We start from the raw sequence: 18268 nt of genomic DNA, 5'->3' as shown, positions 1-18268 counted from the left end.
GGTAGATGGCAGCAGCAAGTAAGGCCGCGGCCACCGGGTTTCGGTGGACGCAGCTCTTCGAGGAAGGCGACGCTTCGATGCGCGAGTTGCTGGGCGGCAAGGGCGCGGGGCTGGCCGAGATGTGTCGCGTGGGGCTGCCGGTTCCGCCCGGGTTCACCATCAACACAAAGGCCTGCGTGGAGTACATGCGGACGGGGCGGAAGATCCCTGCAGGGCTTCTCGACGAGGTATGGGCGCAGATGGGCGCCCTCGAGGAGAAGCTGGGCAAGCGCTTTGGAGATCCCTCTAACCCGTTGCTAGTTTCGGTGCGGTCGGGCGCGCTTTTCAGCATGCCCGGCATGATGGACACGGTCCTCAACCTGGGCCTCAACGACAGAACCCTGGATGGCTTGATCCGGCTGACGGGTAACGAACGGTTCGTCCGCGACGCCTACCGCCGGCTCATCCAGATGTTCGGCAAGACCGTCCTGGGTATCCCGGGCGAGAAGTTCGAGCACATAATCCAACGCGCCAAGGCGCGCAGGCGAGTGGCTGAGGATACGGCCCTTGGGGCGGAGGACCTCCGCGGCATCGCCGATGCTTTCCGCCGCCTGATAAAGTCCGAGCATGGCACCGAGTTCCCGCAGGATCCGCGCGAGCAACTCCGGATGGCGATCCTGGCGGTGTTCGACTCCTGGCAGGGCAAGCGGGCGATTGACTACCGCAACTTCCACGGGATCTCCCACGACCTGGGTACGGCCGTGAACGTGCAGGCCATGGTCTTCGGCAACATGGGCTCCGACTCCGGGACCGGCGTGGCGTTCACCCGCAACCCGGCAACCGGAAGCCGGGGCGTTTTCGGCGAGTACCTGATAAATGCGCAGGGCGAGGACGTGGTCGCGGGCATCCGCAACCCCAAGCCGATCGCCGAGCTGGCCAAGGACCTTCCGCGGGCCTACGAGGAGTTCCTGGGTGTCTGCGAGATGCTCGAGCGGCACTACAGGGAGGTGCAGGACCTCGAGTTCACGATCGAGCGCGGCCGCCTGTGGATACTGCAGACGCGGAGCGGCAAACGGACCGCGCAGGCCGCGGTCAAGATCGCCGTGGACATGGCGCGCGAGGGGCTCATCTCCAAGGAGGAGGCGCTGCTGCGCGTTGAGCCCGGCCAGATTGACATGCTGCTCCACCCCCGCTTCGATCCGCGCTCCAAAGAAGCCGCGGTGGCAGACGGCCGGCTCCTTGCGCGCGGCCTCAACGCATCTCCCGGCGCAGCCGTGGGCCTGGCGGTGTTCGATGCCGACACGGCCGAGCAGTGGGGGAAGGCCGGCCGGTCCGTCATCCTGGTCAGGCCCGAGACCAACCCCGATGATGTGCACGGGATGCTGAACGCCAAGGGGATCCTGACGAGCCGCGGCGGTGCCACCAGTCATGCGGCGGTTGTAGCGCGCGGGCTCGGCCTGCCGTGTGTGGCAGGCTGCGAGGTGCTCCGTGTGGACGTTGAGGCGAGGCATCTCTCGGTGGACGGGAAGAAGATCCGCCAGGGCGAGCGCATCTCGATTGACGGCGGCACCGGCGAGGTATTCTCAGGCGAGCTGCCAACGATAGAGCCCCGGCTTGAGGACCAGGCCGAGCTCATCGAACTGCTGTCCTGGGCGGACGAAACCCGCCGTCTGGGTGTTTGGGCGAACGCCGACTACCCGCGCGACGCGGTCCGCGCCCGCGGCTTCGGCGCGGAGGGGATCGGGCTCTGCCGGACCGAGCACATGTTCTTCGAGGAGGACCGTCTGCCCACCGTGCGCCAGATGATCCTGAACGCCGGGGAGGCCCAGGCCCTGATTGACAGGGTTCGGGCCGCTGAGCGCGCCGCGGCCGAACGGCCCGAGGACAAGAATCTCAAGGCCGAGGTCAAAGCGGCAGGGCGGGCGCTGCGGACTTCCGGGGTCGCCCGCCGATACCAGTCCGCGCTGTCAGCGCTCCTGAAGTTGCAGCGGCGGGACTTCGAGGGGTTGTTCCGGGCAATGGACGGACTGCCGGTGATCGTCCGGCTCATTGATCCGCCGCTGCACGAGTTCCTCCCCTCGCACGACTCGCTTCTGGAAGAGACCAGCGCGCTGCGCGCCCGGATCGAGGCACTGGAAGGCGTCCGGCGGTGGCGGCCCAGGAAGGGCCAGCCCTCTCTGAGCACGATGCGCGCCGCGCTGCGCCGCAAGGAAGCGCAACTCCAGGCCGTGAACGCGATGCGTGAGGCCAATCCAATGCTGGGGCTCCGCGGGATCCGGTTGGGGCTAACCTACCCGGCGATCATCGCGATGCAGGTTAGGGCCATCATGGAAGCGGCCTGCCGCGTGACCAAACGCGGTGTTGTCGCGGTGCCGGAGATAATGATCCCGCTGGTCAGTCACGTCAATGAGTTGCGCGAGACGCACCGCGAGCTGGTCAAGGTGGTTCGCGACGTGCTCGAGCGCGAGGGCGTCAAGGTCGCCTACAAGTTCGGGACGATGATCGAGCTTCCGAGGGCCTGTTTCGTGGCAGGAGAGATCGCGCAGCAGGCCGAGTTCTTCTCGTTCGGCACGAACGACCTCACGCAGACCATCTTCGGTATCTCCCGCGACGACGCCGAGGGGAAGTTCCTGCTGCAGTTCGTGGAGAAGGGAATCCTGCCGAAGAACCCCTTCCAGACGATTGACCGCGCCGGCGTGGGTGAGGCGATGAAGACGGCCGTGGCAGGCGGGCGCGCCCAGCGCCCGGGGCTGGAGGTCGGCATATGCGGCGAGCACGGTGGGGATCCCGAGTCCATCGAGTTCTGCCACGCGCTGGGCCTCAACTACGTCAGTTGTTCGCCGTACCGCGTGCCCGTGGCCCGGCTGGCCGCCGCCCGTGCAGCCCTGCGGGATCGCGTGAAAGCAGCAAGGGACGTCTAGGCGCGTGCGCGGGCGCGAAGAGACCGAGAGGTGGGAGGCCGCGGCTCTGGTTCCGCGCGCCTCCCGCTCGGGTGAGTCGCGCGGGAGGGCCGAGGTCGAGCCCGATGACCCGCTGCGGACCGCCTTCCAGCGGGATCGCGACCGCATCGTGCACGCCAAGGCGTTTCGCCGACTCATGCATAAGACGCAGGTGTTCCTGGCGCCCGAGGGCGATCACTACCGCACGCGACTCACGCACACCCTGGAGGTTGCGCAGATCGCGCGAACGATCGCCCGGGCCCTTCGCCTCAACGAGGACCTGACCGAGGCGATCGCGCTGGCGCACGACCTGGGCCACCCGCCGTTCGGTCATGCAGGTGAGGCGGTGCTGGACGAGGCGATGGCGCCGTGGGGCGGGTTTCGTCACGACCAGCAGAGCCTGCGCATTGTGGACCGCCTTGAGTACCGCAATCGGGCCGACGGCACCACCGTGGCCGGGCTGAACCTATCCTGGGAGGTCCGGGACGGGATCGCGTGCCACTCCAAAGGCCTCCGCGACCTGGGAGGCGAGGACAGGGGCGCGGAGGGTCCGTCCACGCAGGAGGGTTGGCTGGTCAGGGCGGCCGATCGCGTGGCCTACCTGCACCACGACACCGACGACGCGATCCGGGCAGGGATGATACGGGAAGCCGACATACCTCGGGAGATCACCGCGGTGCTGGGCGAGCCCCGAGCGCGATGGCTGGACGCGATCGTCCACGACATCGTGTCGGTGGCATCCAGCACGGATGCGGTTGACCTGTCGGCCCCGATGCGCGAGGGCCTAAACGGGCTCAAGGACTTCCTGGCGGACAGGGTCTACCTGAGCGCTCCGTCCAGGATGGAGGCAGTTCGGGGCCAGCGCATGCTCCGACTCCTGTTTGATCACTTCGCGGCGCATCCCGAGGAGATCCCCGGTGACCCGATGTGCACCGGATCCACGGAGTCGCCGCACAGGGCCGCCTGCGACTTCGTGGCCGGGATGACCGATCGGTACGCGGTCCGGACCTTTGCCGGGCTCTTCATGGTAACGGGGATCGATGGCGGTTAGCATCTCGTTTCGCAGGCGGGAAATCGCTGGCTGGGGGAGGCCGTGATGGAACTGCTGTGGTGGGGCCCGATAGCAGGGGTGGCAGCGCTGGTGTATGCCGCGGTCCTAGCGTACCGGGTGAAGACGCACGATCCCGGCACGCCCGAGATGCAGGCGATCTCCGGTGCTATTCGCAGCGGGGCGATGGCGTTCCTGGCACGGGAATACCGGGCCATCGCGCTCTTCGTGGCAGTTCTGTTCGCCGTTCTTGCATCGGGCCTGGTGCCGGGGATCGCGCTTCGGACCGCGGCGGCGTTCCTCCTGGGCGCAGGGTGCTCGGTGTCCGCCGGGTACTTCGGCATGCGCGTGGCCACCCAGGCCAACACGCGTACCGCCCAGGCGGCGCGGTCAGGCTTGGCCTCTGCGGTTGCGGTGGCGTTTCCAGGCGGTGCCGTGATGGGGATGACCGTGGTGGGGTTGGGACTGCTCGGGGTAGGCGTTCTGTACATGCTCTTCCGGGACGCCAACCAGGTCATCGGTTTCTCGCTCGGCGCATCGTCCGTAGCGCTGTTTGCGCGCGTGGGAGGCGGCATCTACACCAAGGGCGCCGACGTGGGCGCGGACCTGGTCGGCAAGATAGAGGCAGGCATTCCAGAGGACGACCCGCGCAACCCAGCGGTCATCGCGGACGCGGTGGGTGACAACGTCGGGGACGTGGCCGGCATGGGCGCGGATCTGTTCGAGTCCTACGTCGGAACAGTGATCGCCGCCATCGCCATCGGGTTCGTTCAGTTGAAGGAGCCCGGGGTCCTGACGGCGGTGCTGCTGTCTGGCGCCGGCATCGCGGCCTCGATCATCGGCACGTTGTTCGTGCGCGGGCACAATCCGCAGCAGGCGCTGCGCCGTGGGATGCTGGCCAGCGCCGCTGTCATGACCGGCGCCGCCTTCCTGGTAGTACGGGTGACGCTGGGTGATGTGAGTTACTTCTGGGCAGTCGCCATGGGCCTGGCATCAGGCGTGGTCATTGGGCAGGTGGCGGAGTACTACACCTCGGGCCGCGAGGTCAGGAACCTGGCTGCTTCGGCCTTGTCCGGGCCGGCCCCTCTGGTCATTGAGGGCACCGCGCAGGGAATGCTGAGCGTGGCGCTTCCGCTGCTGGTGATCGCGCTCTCCACGATCTTCGCCTTCCATCTGGCGGGCTTCTACGGCATAGCCCTGGCGGCGGTCGGCATGCTCTCGATCACCGGCATGACGGTGTCCGTGGACGCCTACGGGCCCATCGCCGACAACTCCGCGGGGATCGCCGAGATGAGCCACCTGGGTCCTGGTGTACGGCAGGTAGCCGACTCGTTGGACGCCGCGGGAAACACGACCGCGGCCATAGCCAAGGGTTTCGCCATTGGTTCTGCCGCGCTTACGGCGCTGGTACTGTTCTTCTTCTACCGTCAGGCAGTGGGCATTCAGACGATTGACCTGCTGAACCCCGGGGTGCTCGCCGGCCTTCTCCTCGGCGGCGCGGTCCCGTTCCTGTTTGCGGCGCTGGCCATGCGGGCGGTGGGCCGTACCGCGCAGACGATGGTGGGAGAGGTCCGCCGACAGTTCCGCAGCATCAAGGGATTGATGGAGGGCGAGGCAGGGCCGGACTACGCCCGATGCGTGGACATCGCCACCCAGGGCGCGCTCAGGGAGATGGTCGTCCCCGGGCTGCTGGCGGTCCTGATCCCCATCGCCGTGGGTGTGTTCCTGGGCAAGGAAGCCCTCGGCGGGTTGCTGGGAGGCGCCATCGTGACCGGGGTGCCGCTTGCGCTCTACCTGGCCAACGCAGGAGGGGCGTGGGACAACGCTAAGAAGTACATCGAGGCCGGGCACCACGGCGGCAAGGGGAGCGATCCGCACAGGGCCGCCGTAATAGGCGACACCGTCGGCGACCCGTTCAAGGACACCGCGGGGCCGGCCTTGAACATCCTGATCAAGCTGATGACGGTGGTTGCCCTGGTATTTGCTCCTCTGTTCCGCTAGGGAGCGCGCGCGGGAGGAGGGTTCGGCGCCGCCGAAGAAGCATCGTGTATTCCAGGGCACCCCGACAGGAGGCGAGTCATGGCTGAGCGCAAGCGGGCCGGAGAGATCCCGGTTCGCGTCCAGGGAAAGCACATCGCCGTGACGGGCGCGCTGCGGGCGTATGCCAAGCAGAAGCTCTCGAAGCTGCCGCGGTACTTCGACCGAATCCAGGACGCGCAGGTAGTGCTCAGCGTGACTCGCGACAGCGCCAGGGGCCGTGCGCAGGGAGTCGAGGTGACCGTATGGTGCGATGGGATGGTGCTTCGCGCCGAGGAGACCTCCGAGGACATGTACACCTCGCTCGACCGCGCCGTGGACAAGTTAGAGAGGCAGATCGAGAAGTATCGCAGCCGGATCATCGAGAAGCGGAGGCTCGACGAGTCGCGCCGGCGGCGCCGCGCTCAGCAGTCCGCGGAGGCGGTGCTGCAGGCCCGGGGGGCGGCGGCTCCCTCGCAGCCGCAGATCGTGCGTGTCAAGAGGTTCGCCATGAAGCCGATGACGCCGGATGAGGCTGTGCTTCAGATGGAACTGCTGGGGCACGTGTTCTTCGTCTTCCGGCACGCGGGGACGCAGGACATCAACGTGTTGTACAAGCGTCGCGACGGCGACTACGGGTTGATCGAACCCGAGGCCTAACCGCGGCTCGTTCCTGACCAGCCGGACGCCGGAGGTGCTCAGTGGCCAGTGATCTCGGTCGTACCGAAGCGGATCAAGCAGAGGAGATCATACGCCGCCTCCGGGGGGTCGTGGCTGCGAGGGTAGTGCCAACACCCGAGGGCCTGATTGACGTGATCCACGTCTTGGGTCAGGCGGACCGCAGCCCCAAGTTGATTGCGCTGGACGTGGTCTCTGCCCTGGCGGCCGAGATGGGCGCGTCGCTGGAACCTCGCCAGGTTCGGGTTGCCGCGATGCGGCCGGAGGAGAGTACCTCGGCGGTACCCCAGGCGCGGCTCAAGTTTGTGGGCCTTTCGCAGAGCGTTATTCGGGACTGTGCGGAGATCAGGGTACACCTTGAGGACCGCGGGATGCTGTACGAGGGGACCGCGGCAGGGCCCAACGTCTCCCGCCACCGCCTTGGCCTGGTCGCGCAGGCGACGTTGCGTGCGGTTGAGGTCTTCCTGCGGGCTCAGGGGATGCTGGTCTTCGAGGGCGTCGCGGTGCAGCAGGTGGCCGAGCAAGAGGTGGCCGTGGTCACCGTTACGCTGGCAGGAACCGAGCACGAGATGCTGGCCGGCGCGTCGGTCGTGCGCGACGATCCCCGTGAGGCGGTCGTGCGCGCGGTGCTGTCCGCGGTGAACCGTCCCATCTCCTGGTTGGCCGCCAACCGCTAGGGCTCAGGCGCGCTCCCCACCAGGTCTGATAGAATCTACGATGGTTGTTGCCCGGCCGGGGCAAAGCGTGCCCCGGCCTGAGAGGTGCATCATGCGAGGGTTATTGGGCCGGCTTCTGGGCGATCCGAGCGAGCGCGAGGTGGCGCGGCTCCGCCCCACCGTTGAGGAGATCAACGACCTGGAGCCCGAGTTCCGGCAGTTGAGCGACGAGGCCCTGAGGGAGCGCGTGGGCGTCTGGCGCGCCGGGGTCACGGGGGCGATCGAGGGCCTGGAGGGTGACGAGCGCAAGGCGGTCCAGGCGGCCGCCCTGGATGAGTTGATGTCCCAGGTGTTCGCCGCGGTGCGAGAGGCCAGCCAGCGCACCATAGGCCAACGGCACTTCGACGTGCAGCTGATCGGCGGGGCGGTGCTCCACCGCGGCAAGATCGCCGAGATGAAGACCGGCGAGGGCAAGACGCTGGTGGCCACGCTCCCGATGTCCCTCAACGCGCTGACGGGCCGTGGCGCGCACCTGGTCACGGTGAACGACTACCTGAGTCGGCGCGACGCGGGATGGATGGGGCCGATCTACCACCTCCTCGGGTTCTCGGTGGCAGCGATCGGGCACGAGTTCTCCGGAGTGTACGATCCCGCCTACACCGATCCCAGGCCTCACCACGATGATCGTCTGAATCACTTCCGCCCCGTCAGCCGGCGAGAGGCCTACGCGGCCGACATCACCTACGGCACCAACAACGAGTTCGGCTTCGACTACCTCCGCGACAACATGGTCCTGCGCGAGCAGGACCTGGTGCTGCGCGAACTCCACTATGCCATCGTGGACGAGGTGGACTTCATCCTGATTGACGAGGCCCGCACCCCCCTGATCATCTCTGGGGTGGTTGAGGGAGGGGTCGAGCGCTATCAGCGCTTTGCCCGCGTCGTGCCCCGGCTGCAGCGCGACGCGGACTACACCGTGGACGAGAAGCTCAAGAACGCGATCCTCACCGACCAGGGCGTGGCCCACGCCGAGCGGCTGCTGGGGATTGACGACCTCTCCGACCCCGAGCACGGTGACCTGATGCACCAACTGCACCAGGGGCTTCGGGCGCACGCCGTCTACAAGCGTGACGTGGACTACGTGGTTAAGGATGGCCAGGTCATCATAGTGGACGAGTTCACCGGCCGCCTGATGTTCGGCCGGCGCTACTCCGATGGGCTGCACCAGGCCATCGAGGCCAAGGAAGGCGTCAGGGTGGAGCGTGAGAGCCAGACCCTGGCCACGATAACGTTTCAGAACTACTTCCGCATGTACGAGAAGCTGGCCGGCATGACCGGTACCGCCAAGACCGAGGAAGAGGAGCTGTCCAAGATCTACAACCTGCCGGTGGTCGTGGTCCCCACGCACCGGCCGATGGTCCGCGCGGATCACACGGACGTGATCTACAAGACGGAGAGGGGCAAGTGGAAGGCGGCGGTCGAGGAGATAGCCGAGTGGCACGCTCAGGGCCGTCCCGTCCTGGTCGGTACACGCTCGATAGAGAGGAACGAGCACCTCTCGGAGCTGCTGCGACGCCGGGGAATACGTCACGAGGTGCTCAACGCCAAGCAGCACGAACGCGAGGCGGAGATCATCGCGCAGGCGGGCAGAGTGGGCGCGGTGACGATCGCGACCAACATGGCCGGCCGCGGTGTGGACATCATCCTGGGGGGGAATCCACCCGATCCCGCCGAGGGCGAGCGCGTGCGCTCGGTGGGCGGTCTCCACGTCATAGGGACAGAGCGCCACGAGGCGCGGCGTATTGACAACCAGCTCCGCGGGCGCTCCGGCCGCCAGGGTGATCCTGGGTCCAGCCGGTTCTACATCGGGCTGGACGACGAACTCATGCGCATCTTCGCCGGCGAGCGCATCGCGGGCCTGATGGATCGCCTGGGGCTGGACGAGGACACCCCAATCGAGCACAACCTCATTACCCGGCAGATCGAGTCCGCCCAGAAGAAGGTCGAGCAGTATCACTTCGACATGCGCAAGCACGTGCTCGAGTACGACGACGTCATGAACGTCCAGCGCAGGGTAATCTACGCCGAGCGCCGCAAGGTGCTCTCAGGCAGCAACATCCGCGAGAACGTGCTCGACATGATTACCCGCCTGGTCGATACACAGGTTGATGCGACCTGCGTCAAGGATGTCCATCCCGAGGACTGGGACCTGGAAGGGCTCCTCGCGGAGATATGCCAGATCATACCGTCGCTGACCGGCCTGCGGATCGAATCGCTGCGCGGGCTGAGGGCCGACGACGTGAAGGACCGCCTGGCGGACGCGGCCCTGGAGGCATACGAGCGCCGCGAATCCGAGATCGGCGCCGCCACGCTCCGCGAGATCGAGCGGCTGGTGCTGCTGCAGACGATAGACCGCAAGTGGATAGACCACCTGCACAACATGGACGCCCTGCGCGAGGGCATAGGCCTGCGCGCCTACGCGCAGGCGAGTCCCCTGATCGAATACCAGCGGGAGGGCTATGATCTGTTTCAGGCCACGCTCCAGGCCATCCAGGAGGAAGCCGTTCGGATGCTCTTCCGTGTGGAGGTGGTCCCCGAGGAGCGCGCGGTCGCGCGCCCGTTGGCGCCGGCGCGTGAGCCGGCCGTCCACGGCGCCAGGTCCGGTGCTGGCGGCGCCGGCCAGCGCAAGGTCGGACGGAACGATCCCTGCTGGTGCGGGAGCGGGAAGAAGTTCAAGAAGTGTCACGGCCGGGAGGCGTGAGGGAACCCCGCAGGCGCCTCAGGATCGCCGGCGCCCTTGCCAGCGGGCTGCTGTTTGCCCTGGCCTTCCCTGGCCCCGACCTCGCATGGCTGGCCTGGGTAGCGCTGGTGCCGCTTCTGTTGGCCATCCGCGATCTTTCTCCGGCGCAGTCCTTCAGATACGGCCTCCTGGCCGGGCTGCTCGGTTTCGGCCTTCTGCTGGAGTGGATCAGGATCTTCGGACTGCCGGCCTGGACGCTGCTCACGGCGGTCCTTGCCTTGTACCTGGGTGGCTTCGCAGCCGGCACGTCTCTGCTCGTCCGCGGAAGGCCTGTTGCGCTGCTCTGGGCGGCTCCTCTCGCCTGGGTGGCGGTAGAGGTGGCTCGCTCGGTCGGGCCGCTTGGCTTTCCGTGGGGTCTGCTCGGCCTGACCCAGTACCGGACGCCGGCTGTGCTCGGGCTGGCTTCGGTTGCTGGGGTCTACGGGATCTCAGGGCTGATCGCCCTGGTGAACGCCACCGTGGCGGTTGCGCTATCGGAGCGTCGCATCGACCGCGTATCGGGCGCGGCAATGGCTGCTGCTTCGCTCGTGGTTGCGGCCGCGCTCGCGTCTGGCGCGGTCTCGGCTGGAGCCGTTCGGGAGGGAGCACGGCGCGCTGAGCACCGTATTGTCGCGGTGGTGCAGCCCAATGTGTCTCCATTGCGGAGGGGCATTCCGTCGGATGTCGCGCAGATCACCGCCGGGCTGCTGCGCCAGACAGGCGAGGCGAGGTCTGCTGGTGCGGAGATCATCGTCTACCCCGAGACCGCGGTGCCCGCCGATCTCGGTGAGGCCCCCGAGTTGAGGGCGGCCATAGCACACGGCGCAGCAGGGGCTCTGGTGGTGGCAGGCGCGTCCCTCGGGGGCCCGCGCAATGGAGCGGTTGTGTTGGATCACGAGGGAGAGCCGCTGGGCACTTATGCCAAGCAGCGGCTCGTTCCCTTTGGCGAGGCCGGCGTGGTCCCGGGCGTTGATGCGCAGCCGGTGCGGACAACGAAGGGGACGATCGGCTTGGTGATCTGCTACGAGTCGGCGTTTCCCTTCATGGTTAGATCTCTGGCCAGCGGCGGCGCAGGCGTGATCACCGTGCTCACCAACGACGGGTGGTTCGGACCGTCCGCAGGACCTGCTCAGCACGCTGCCCACGCGGTAGTCCGGGCCATGGAGACCGGCCGCAGCGTGGCGCGCGCCGCGAATACTGGATCCTCGATGCTGATCGGTCCGGACGGCACCGTTCTGCGCTCGCTGCCTCTCGATACCGCAGGAGTGCTGGTGGCATCGCTTCCTGTTGGTGGCCTAGCGACGCCGTACGTGTCATGGGGGTGGCTGATAGCACCACTGGCCGCCGCGGTGTGGGTGCTGGCCGCGGCGCCGGCTGGGATCGCGGCCCTGCGCCGGAGGCCGGCCGCTGCCTGGAGACTGGCTGCGGCCCTGGCCATCCCTGCGGTGCCCTGGGTCCTGGGACGCCTGCTCACTCCCGGTGGTGATGGGCCAGGTCCTCTGGTGGCCCTGGGTGTGCTACTGGCCTCCATGCTGGTGGGGCGGGGCCACCTCCTGAATCGCCGGGGGGTCTGGGTCTCGGCAGCCGTCTCGCTGGGGGCCACGGGCCTTCTCGTCTGGGCGATACGGGCGGCCTACGCGCAGTACGGGTTTCAGATGCCGGCCGGGGTTCCCGCGGGCGGGTGGTTTGTCGCCGTCTTGGGGTATGCGCTGGGCGGGATCGCGGTCGAGGCCTGGCTCCGCGGCGCGGTATTCGCCGCGGCCCAGGCGTTGGGCGGATGGGTGCTTGCAGTGGCGGTGTCAACCTCCATGGGAGTCGGTCTGTACCTGGGCCTGGGCCGGGTTCCGCAGGAGATCCTGTTCTGGCACCTCATCACAAGCGCCGGATTCGGCCTGCTGCGCGCTCGCACAGGGGACGCTGTGGGCCTGGGTCCGGCGCGCGGCCTGGGTGACGCCGCGATTCTTGCGCTCTCGGGGTTGCGGTAGAGCCCGTCCGGGCGTTCTGATATAATGCATTGGCCATGATCCAGCTCGATGACCTGCACGTCCGGCTCAATGAGAGCCGCCGCCGCCTCCAGGACCTCCGGGGGCATCTTTGACCTGCCGGCCAAACAGACCCGCATCGCCGAACTTGAAGTAGCCATGCAGCAGCCCACGCTCTGGGCCGACCCGGAGCGGGCCCGGGCCGTGGGAGTGGAGCTCAGCCAGATCCGCACCACCGTGGAAACGGTGGGGGCCCTGCAGCGGCAGCTCGACGACCTTCAAGCGTTCCTGGAACTCGCAGCCGAGTCCCCTCAGGACCTCGACCCGTCCGAAATCGAGGCCGAAGCGCGCGCGCTGACAGACGCCCTGTCCCGCATCGAAACCGCAGCGCTGCTCTCGGGCCCTCACGACGCCTCCAATGCCATCCTCTCGATCCATGCGGGTGCCGGAGGTACGGAGTCCCAGGACTGGGCCTCGATGTTGCTGCGCATGTACATTCGGTGGGCCGATGGACGCGGCTACACCGCGGAGATCGTGGATCTGTCCCCTGGCGAGGAGGCCGGCCTAAAGAGCGTGACCGTGATCATCAGCGGTCCCTACGCCTACGGCCACCTCCGGACGGAACGGGGAGTCCACCGTCTGGTACGGCTTTCGCCCTTCGATGCCGCCCACCGGCGGCACACCTCGTTCGCGCTGGCGGACGTCATTCCAGAGGTGGAGGACGTGGACGTCGAGATGCGCGAGGAAGACGTGCGCGTCGAGACATACCGGGCTGGCGGCGCCGGCGGACAGAACGTCAACAAAGTGGAGACAGCGGTCCGCGTGATCCACGTGCCTACCGGGATCGTGGTGCAGTGCCAGAACGAGCGGTCCCAGCACGCCAACAAGCTGACCGCGCTGCGCGTCCTGAAGGCCCGTCTGGTGCAGGTGGCCGAGGCGCAGCAGCGCGAACGCCTGGCCGAACTCCGCGGGGAGTACCGAGAGGCGGCCTGGGGGAACCAGATCCGATCGTATGTCCTGCATCCCTATCAGATGGTCAAGGACCACCGGACCGGAGTTGAGACCGGCAACTCCGCCGCTGTGCTGGACGGCGCGCTCGACCAGTTCATTGAAGCCGCGCTGCGCCTACAGTCGGTCTGATGCGCCGGGCCGTGTGGTTGCTGGTCGGGATCGCCGCGCTTGCGGCGCTCTGGTGGTGGGTGCCGTCGTCCCTAGTTCAGCACCAACTGGCCGCCTCGATCCGCGCTCAGATATCCAGCCCGGGCCAACTGAAGGTGAAGGCACGCACAACGGCGTTGTCGCTCGCGCGTGGGCACGTAGACCGCCTCGAGATTGAAGTGCGAGACCTGCCCCTGGGCAAGGCCTCTGCCCGCCGGTTCCGCGCCAGATTGGCGGGCGTCGAGATGGCAGGGCCGGGCCAGGGCGGAGCGGCGGTCCGCAGCGTTGAATCCGGCAGCGCAGAACTCGAGATTGGCCCGCCGGATCTGGAGCGCCTGCTGGCAGCCCACGGTATTGCCGACCCTGCGGTTACGATTGACGCCGATGGGGTCACCGCGACCGGGATGGTGCACGCCGGTCCGTTCGGAGGACCCGCGAGGATCCGCGGACAGTTCTACGCGGTCTCCGGGACCGAGCTCCACTTCCGCGTGACGTCCCTGGTAGTCAAGGGAGAGGAACTGCCTCCGATGCTCGCCAACGCCGTGCTGATCCTGGCTTCGCAACCCATCCTGTCGCTGAACGGCCTGCCCGTGCCCGTTCGGATTGAGCGGGTGGTCTCGGAGCCGGGCCGGATTGTCGTATCCGCGCAAGTGGTGGGGGTCCTGCGGTGACGCGGCGCATTCTGGTCTGGATGGTCGTGCTCGGTCTGGTGGCCTCCGCGGCCGTGCTGGCCGCGCGCCACCGCCTTGAATCCCGGTACCGCGCGGTCGAGATCGTGCTGGACGGCGACGATTGGGTGGCGTTGATCCGGCGCGAGGGACGCCCGGTTTCCTCGGTGATGGCCGACCTCGGGCGGCGCGGCGCGGTCTCGGTGGCGCTTGGCGACAACACGCTCAAGCGTCTCGCCGAGGAGGGCGCGGTCAGCTACGCCGGCGGCGGCTCGCTCACGTCCACAGGACGGCTGGCCGCATTGCGTGAGCCCTTCGCCGGCCTGCAGGCCAGGGGCGCGCTGCGTGCGGACGCGGTCTACGTTTCGGGGTCGCCGGACGCGCTGGCGTTTGTCTCCGAGCGCCTCACCGCGCTGCTGGGCCCGGACAGGGTGCGGGCGCTCGGAGGCGCGGTAGAGGTCCTGGGCACGGTGCCGGACCTCGAGGAGCTGGGTCTGGGATTCCGGCCTTCGGACGCCGCTGCACACCGGGCGGCAGGTTTGGAGGTTGTGCTGCGCCCGCGCAACTTCCGCGGGCTGACTCCCGAGAGCCTGGGCGCGATGGTCGAGAGCTACGCGGCAACGACGGCCTCGCCGATACTGATCTTCGCGCTCACCGAAGTCCAGGGTTACGAAGGGCTGCTTACCGAAGCCGCGGCCGCCTACCAGCAGGCCGGAGTCCGCTACGGCCGGATCGAGGTGTTCACGGCGCGCCGGAAGCAGAAGGGCGAGGACCGCCTCACCGCCCTGATGCGGCCGTCGGTGATCCGCGTCTTCAGCATCACCCCGGAAGAGCTGCTGGTGCTGCGGCCTGGTGAGGCGGTAGACAAGTTCGTGCGCGCGGCGGCGGAGCGCAACATCCGGCTGCTGTACATCCGGCCGCTGCTCTCGACGCCCGCTGGGGTGCCCGCGCTGGAGATCAATCTGGATATGGTCGAGACGGTCGCCCGGGAGTTGCGAGCGCTGGGCCTGACCCCCAGCCGGGCGCGGCCGCTTCCGCCCCTGGAGGTGCCGGCTCCGCTGATCTGGGTGGCGGCGCTTGGGGCTGCTGCTCTGGGCCTGCTGGTCTCCGACGACCTGGCGCGTGTGCTCGGCATCCGTGTTCCTGGTGGCGCCTACGGTTTTGTTCTGAGCGCAGCCGTGCTGCTGAGCGTACTGGCCGGGCTGACCAGGTTTGACGCGTTGTGGAGGCAGGTGCTGGCGCTGGCTACCGCAATGACAGGTGCTGCCGGCGCGACCGTGTGGGCACTGCCCCGCTCCGGGAAGTCGGGCGCCGATGCCGTTGCCGAGGGATGGCTTACTCTCGTTCGCGCTGCCGCTGTGGCGGCCGTAACCGGCGTCTTCGTGGCCGCGCTGCTCAGCAAGTGGGAGTTCATGCTGGCCTTCTCTACCTTCCTGGGGGTGAAGGCAGCGCACGTGGTGCCGGTCGTGCTGGTGGCCCTGATGCTGGCGTTCGATCGGCCGCGGGAGGGCGACTGGCGCACAACCCTTCAAGAGATGGACGACTGGATGGCTCAACCGCTCCGGCTAGGCGCGGCGCTGGTCGTGCTACTGGCCGCCATGGGAGGTGTCATGCTGCTGGCGCGGACAGGCAACATAGGTCTGCCCCTTGCAGGAGCCGAGCAGAACCTGCGCACGGTGCTGGAGAACCTGCTCGTGGCCCGCCCGCGCACAAAGGAGTTCCTGATCGGTTACCCGGCGCTGGTAGTTGCCGGTGTCGCGGCCTCGCTGGGATGGCGACGTGTCGCGCTGGCGTTCGCGCTCGCGGGCACAATCGGCACCGCTGGTGCGATCAACTCGTTCTCCCACCTGCACACCCCTCTGGTCTACACTGCGTGGCGGACCGGGAACGCGCTCCTCCTGGGCGCGGCCCTCGCAGTCCCCGCGGTCATGGTGCTCCTCTGGCTGTCGCGGCGACCGGTCCGGTCCTAGTAAGCGGGTACTACGGCTTCGGGAACCTGGGCGACGAGGCCGTCCTCGCCGGGCTGATCGCCGGGCTGCGCGTATCTGGGGCAGACCCGCGGCTGGTGGTGCTCTCCGCCGATCCGGCGGAGACGGCGGCGCTGCACGGGGTGGAGGCCCATCCGCGCTCCCCGGGGGCAGTGTGGCAGGCGCTTGCCGGTGCGCGCCTGCTGATCAGCGGAGGCGGATCCCTGGTTCAGGACGTGACCAGCGCGCGTAGCGCCCTGTATTACATCGGCACCATGCTGGCGGCGTCCGCGCGTCGAGTGCCGTTCGCGGTGGTCGGGCAGGGGGTCGGGCCGGTCCGCAGGCGGTGGGTGGGGCGGCTGGCTGCGGCGGCGTTCAACCGCGCGCAGGCGATCAACGTGCGTGACGCGGCATCTGCCCGCGCACTCCGGGCGATGGGAGTGGTCCGCCCGATAGAGGTCGGAGCAGACCTGGCCGCGCTGTTGATCCCGTCCACGCCCGAGCGTGCGGAGGAGCTGCTCGCCCGAGTCGGGCTGGGCGCCTCTGCCCCGCGCCTGGGAGTTGCGGTGCGCCCGTGGAAGGGCCTGACTGAGGTCTCGGCCATGAGCAGGGCTGTACGGCACTTCGCAGCGGCTCACGGCGCGCACGTTGCGGTATTCCCGTTTGACCGGGTTCGCGATCTGGAAATAGGCCAGGCCGTCGCCGCGGCCACCGGCGGCCGCGTCGTGCAGGCCGCGACCCCCCAGGACCTGCTGGGGCTGGTGGGTGCGATGGACCTGGTGTTGGGCGTTCGCCTGCACGCCCTTATATTCGCGACGATCCAGGCCGTGCCATCGGTGGCCCTTGGCTACGATCCCAAGGTGGCCGCGTTCGCGTCAGGGACGGGCCTGCCCGACCCCCTGCCCCCGGGTGCCTCCGAGGAGATACTCGAAGGAGCGCTTGCCGATGCCTGGCAGTCCCGCGCAGTTGCGCGCGCCCGGCTGCGGTCGGCCGTTCCTGCCCTCAAGGAAGCGGCCGCATCCGGAATCGCCGGTGTTGTGAGGTTGCTGGCGCCTTCAGCGTGATCCGGTTCCGGCAGGAGTTCCGCTCCTGCGAACGGAATAGCCCTCCGGATACCGACTACGACACACGCTTGTCATCGCCGCATTCGAGGAGGCGCCGCCACCATGACGGAGGTGCTCAAGGTCTCCGCGGACTCCAAGCCGAAGGCAGTGGCAGGGGCAGTGGCCGCAGTTGTGCGGGAGAAGGGCTCGGTCGAGATACAGGCCATAGGCGCCGGCGCTGTGAACCAGGCGGTCAAGGCGATCGCGATCTCCCGGGGATACGTAGCGCCTAACGGGATAGACCTCGTGGCCATCCCGGCATTTGTCAAGGTCGAGATAGACGGGGAGGAGCGGACCGCGATCAAGTTCCTCATTGTGCCGCGGTAGCCAGCACCAGTGGATGCTACCGACTACGGGAAGCTAAAGCTCTTCTGCGGCAGCTCGGTACCCACCCTGGCCCGGGAGATCGCCGACTACCTGGCTATCCCCCAGGGTCAGGTGACGTTGGCGCGCTTCGCCGACGGAGAGGTCTACTGCCGCTTCGAGGAGAACGCGCGCGGCGAGGACGCATTCGTGGTTCAATCCACCTGCCACCCGGTCAACGAGCACCTGATGGAGCTCCTGATCATGGTGGACGCGCTCCGACGCGCCTCGGCCGGGCGCATCACGGCCGTGATTCCCTACTACGGCTACGGCCGGAAGGACAAGAAGGACGCACCGCGTGAGCCGATTACCGGGCGGCTCGTGGCGGATCTGCTTACGACGGCCGGCGTGAACCGCGTCCTGACGGTAGACCTGCATGCAGGGCAGATCGAGGGCTTCTTCACCATTCCGGTGGACCATCTGCGTGCGCTTCCCCTGTTCTCGGACTACCTGGCTCGCAAGGGCCTGACCAACGGCGTGGTGGTGGCGCCGGACGACGGCGCGGTGCGCCGCAGCAAGCAACTCGCAGACCGGCTGGACATGCCCCTGGCTGTGATCTTTCAACGGCGCGTGGGTACCGATGCCAAGGAGCCGATACAGGTTGTGGGTGAAGTCCAGGGGCGGACGCCAATACTCATAGAGGACATCATTGATACCGCCGGGACCGTGGACCGGGCCATGGACGTGCTGCTCGCGCAGGGCTGCGTGCCCGAGATCTACGTCTGCGCGACGCACCCGGTATTCGCGGGTCCTGCGTTTGATCGCCTGTCCCGCCCCGAGATCCGCGAGGTGATCGTCACGAACACGATCCCGTTCCCCGCAGGTGGGCCGCCCGCAAAGGTCACCCTGCTCTCGGCGGCGCCTCTGCTGGCGGAGGCGATCCGCCGCATCCACCTGAACCAGTCCGTCAGTTTGCTGTTCGTCTGATTCCG

At 67.9% G+C, this 18268-nt stretch carries 12 protein-coding genes; all 12 read left to right on the top strand.

Annotated features, from left to right (window positions below; all coding sequences use genetic code 11):
- The first annotated feature begins 5 nt into the window (after nucleotides 1-5).
- The 12 genes from FJX73_03570 (at nucleotide 6) to FJX73_03515 (ending at nucleotide 18263) form a co-directional block, all read left to right on the top strand.
- On the top strand, nucleotides 6-2900 hold the full coding sequence (locus tag FJX73_03570; protein ID MBM3469852.1) for a pyruvate, phosphate dikinase: 2895 nt from the start codon (nucleotides 6-8) through the stop codon (nucleotides 2898-2900).
- Between the two features lie 4 nt (nucleotides 2901-2904).
- A complete protein-coding gene (locus FJX73_03565) occupies nucleotides 2905-3969 on the top strand; it encodes a deoxyguanosinetriphosphate triphosphohydrolase (GenBank protein ID MBM3469851.1) in 1065 nt (354 codons plus the stop codon).
- Nucleotides 3970-4011: 42 nt separating this feature from the next.
- On the top strand, nucleotides 4012-5967 hold the full coding sequence (locus tag FJX73_03560) for a sodium-translocating pyrophosphatase (protein ID MBM3469850.1): 1956 nt from the start codon (nucleotides 4012-4014) through the stop codon (nucleotides 5965-5967).
- A 105-nt stretch (nucleotides 5968-6072) separates the two neighbouring features.
- Complete coding sequence (gene raiA, locus FJX73_03555) at nucleotides 6073-6642, top strand: ribosome-associated translation inhibitor RaiA (protein MBM3469849.1); 570 nt, start codon at nucleotides 6073-6075, stop codon at nucleotides 6640-6642.
- A 41-nt stretch (nucleotides 6643-6683) separates the two neighbouring features.
- Nucleotides 6684-7337, top strand: coding sequence for a hypothetical protein (locus FJX73_03550; protein MBM3469848.1), 654 nt, complete (start codon nucleotides 6684-6686; stop codon nucleotides 7335-7337).
- 91 nt (nucleotides 7338-7428) lie between these two features.
- Complete coding sequence (gene secA / locus FJX73_03545) at nucleotides 7429-10077, top strand: preprotein translocase subunit SecA (GenBank protein ID MBM3469847.1); 2649 nt, start codon at nucleotides 7429-7431, stop codon at nucleotides 10075-10077.
- Entirely contained in the window at nucleotides 10074-12080 is a 2007-nt protein-coding gene (gene lnt / locus FJX73_03540; protein ID MBM3469846.1) for an apolipoprotein N-acyltransferase, read from the top strand. The genes secA and lnt overlap by 4 nt, the downstream gene beginning before the upstream one ends.
- A gap of 48 nt (nucleotides 12081-12128) precedes the next feature.
- Nucleotides 12129-13217, top strand: a complete 1089-nt coding sequence (gene prfB, locus FJX73_03535; GenBank protein ID MBM3469845.1) for a peptide chain release factor 2 — start codon at nucleotides 12129-12131, stop codon at nucleotides 13215-13217.
- Nucleotides 13217-13906: a DUF2993 domain-containing protein gene (locus FJX73_03530; GenBank protein ID MBM3469844.1), complete on the top strand. Its 690-nt coding sequence runs from the start codon at nucleotides 13217-13219 to the stop codon at nucleotides 13904-13906. Before prfB ends, FJX73_03530 begins: the two co-directional genes overlap by 1 nt.
- Before the next feature lie 1327 nt (nucleotides 13907-15233).
- On the top strand, nucleotides 15234-16934 hold the full coding sequence (csaB, locus tag FJX73_03525) for a polysaccharide pyruvyl transferase CsaB (protein ID MBM3469843.1): 1701 nt from the start codon (nucleotides 15234-15236) through the stop codon (nucleotides 16932-16934).
- A 102-nt stretch (nucleotides 16935-17036) separates the two neighbouring features.
- The gene (locus tag FJX73_03520; GenBank protein MBM3469842.1) at nucleotides 17037-17300 is read left to right on the top strand and encodes a stage V sporulation protein S; all 264 of its coding nucleotides are present in this window, start codon (nucleotides 17037-17039) and stop codon (nucleotides 17298-17300) included.
- Between the two features lie 9 nt (nucleotides 17301-17309).
- Nucleotides 17310-18263 carry a ribose-phosphate pyrophosphokinase gene (locus tag FJX73_03515; protein ID MBM3469841.1) on the top strand — a complete coding sequence of 318 codons (954 nt, stop codon included), beginning with the start codon at nucleotides 17310-17312 and terminating at the stop codon, nucleotides 18261-18263.
- The last annotated feature ends 5 nt before the right edge of the window (nucleotides 18264-18268 follow it).

The organism is Armatimonadota bacterium, assembly GCA_016869025.1.
Classification (GTDB): Bacteria; Sysuimicrobiota; Sysuimicrobiia; order Sysuimicrobiales; family Humicultoraceae; genus VGFA01.
The sequence above is the reverse complement of the archived record's forward strand: the minus strand, read 5'-3'. Positions and strand labels throughout refer to the sequence as shown.

Bases quoted from the DNA above. Each gene is read 5' to 3' on its own strand.
- prfB (MBM3469845.1), top strand. From the start codon at position 12,129: ATGACCTGCACGTCCGGCTCAATGAGAGCCGCCGCCGCCTCCAGGACC.
- secA (MBM3469847.1), top strand. From the start codon at position 7,429: ATGCGAGGGTTATTGGGCCGGCTTCTGGGCGATCCGAGCGAGCGCGAG.
- FJX73_03520 (MBM3469842.1), top strand. From the start codon at position 17,037: ATGACGGAGGTGCTCAAGGTCTCCGCGGACTCCAAGCCGAAGGCAGTG.
- csaB (MBM3469843.1), top strand. From the start codon at position 15,234: ATGGCTTACTCTCGTTCGCGCTGCCGCTGTGGCGGCCGTAACCGGCGT.
- FJX73_03570 (MBM3469852.1), top strand. From the start codon at position 6: ATGGCAGCAGCAAGTAAGGCCGCGGCCACCGGGTTTCGGTGGACGCAG.
- FJX73_03530 (MBM3469844.1), top strand. From the start codon at position 13,217: ATGCGCCGGGCCGTGTGGTTGCTGGTCGGGATCGCCGCGCTTGCGGCG.